Source organism: Lamprobacter sp., assembly GCF_034860625.1.
Classification (GTDB): domain Bacteria; phylum Pseudomonadota; class Gammaproteobacteria; order Chromatiales; family Chromatiaceae; genus Lamprobacter.
The window spans coordinates 1-1,800 of record NZ_JAYESN010000440.1; the positions used below are offsets into that span (position 1 = coordinate 1).

General features: G+C 59.0%; 2 protein-coding genes. Both read right to left on the bottom strand.

Annotation, left to right across the window (positions count from 1 at the left end; all coding sequences use genetic code 11):
- Positions 1–212 (bottom strand): hypothetical protein (locus VBE63_RS28635; protein ID WP_323686378.1); only part of this gene is annotated, 212 nt, incomplete at its 3' end.
- 5 nt (positions 213–217) lie between these two features.
- On the bottom strand, positions 218–1,800 hold a 1,583-nt coding region (locus VBE63_RS28640), incomplete at its 5' end, for a DEAD/DEAH box helicase family protein (RefSeq protein WP_323686379.1).

Consider the following 1,800-nt stretch of genomic DNA (forward strand, 5'->3'; position numbering starts at 1 on the left):
TCCTCTTTGTGTTGATACACAGCGCACTTGGAGTGGTTCTTGTCATCGTGTTGGAACGCCTCGGGGATGTGCTCAAGCCGCTGTGTGGAGGGTTCGATGAGCCGAGCGCTGATGTTGTAGTAGGGGTACTCGCCCTGGATGTCGGGATGCAGGAAAGCGGCGACTTCAACGTCGAAGCGCGAGACATAGCGACCGGCCCACCACTCGACCAAGTGCTTTAGCCCCCGTGTCTTTTTGCTGGGACTGCGGATGGTCTTCTGAGCGTCGAGCCACTCATAGGCGATCCGCACGCAGTCGTTGGGGTTGTCTGTGCCGCCATCGCGATAGTGGCGCGCCATGTGGTGCTTGAACGGGCGTAGGTCACCAAGATGTCCGGTGGGCCGTCGACGCCGAGATCGTGGATTGCCACGCGCGTGCTGCTTTCAGAATAGAGAGCGATCCGTTTGCCGGGTAGCCTGACGTCGAACTGGCTCGTATCGCGCTGGAAGCCGGTGACGATCAAGCTGCGCTGAAGACTCGCGAGGTCGAGTATGTCCTTCTTGCTGAGGTGATGGTCAGCGATGATGACGGTGATCTTATCGAGAGCTTGCGATTCCGGTTCGATGTCTTGGATGTCCAATTCGGGAATCGTGTCTTCGATGAAGCGCTGTTGCGAGGGGGTGAGTGAGGCGGTCATGTAGCGAACGCGGAAGCGACGCAAGCCCTTGAATGGGGCTTGATCGGCGAGGACGAGGCTGCGCACGCCACAGGGGCGGGCCGGGAAGCGTTGTTCGCCTTCGTCGTTTTCGACGATCTGGGATTGCAGGACTCTGGGTTTCCAAGCGCTATGCAGGAGACTGTTCATCTCCTTGATCGGATCATAAGCTTGGCGGCCTCCTGTCGTGGCGTCGAAGGGGAGTTGTGCGGAGAAGTCGATGCTTTGGGCGTATGTGTCGTGTCTGCTCATGGATTGGACTTGAAATTGCCCCCAGGTGACGGGCTCGCCGTTGTAACGAAGTGTTGGTGAGACACAGCGGTTTGGATCGTCGTGGTGTTTGACTTTCGGGTTATAGAGTTGGAACAGATTGTTGCCATTCACCTTCCAGCGCAGCGTGTCTCGTACCAGTTCGCAGTTCTCGCAGTTGCCGCTTCGGGTAAAGGCTGGACAGCGCTGCAGGGGTTGGTAAGTGGGTTCCGTATCACCCAGTCGATGGGTCCGCTTGAAGCGGCTATCGAGATCGATGACGCGCAGGCAGGACTCAACCATCGCGTCGACTTCATCGACGATGAGTGTTAACTCCACCCCCGCCTCTGAAACAGCGTGCTCCATCTTGCGCCACAAGTCGTAGAAGTAGCTCGAGTCGCCCTGATGACCGAGGAACGTGTGGTGGGTAATAACCAGTCGTTTCCGCGTTAGGTCGACAGCGTCTGTCGATGAACCTTCCGCGTCCGAGGTCCAGTCTTGTCGATAGTGGCGTACGCCTGCGAGGTCTGTGAGTGAGTCCTTCTCAGCCAAACGCAGGATCTCCTCCTCGAACTGAGCCGCGTCGCTCTTGTTGGCCGCGACATAGACGACGGCGTGCCCCACGGCGATCTCCTCCAAGGTGTAGTGCGCGGCGGCGTAGCTCTTGCCGCTCCCGGTGGGTGCGAGGATGAGTCGTTGCCGCTCCTGGCCTCTCAGTACCTCGTGAACCTCATTGACAGGGTCGGGGCGTAGTTCCATGGCGCGCCTCGCCGTTGTCTGCGCGTCGGTGCAGCAGTCTTCCTCGCGCAACGCTTGGTAGTCGGTGACAAGCTGCTTTTTGCGGGCGTCGACGTACG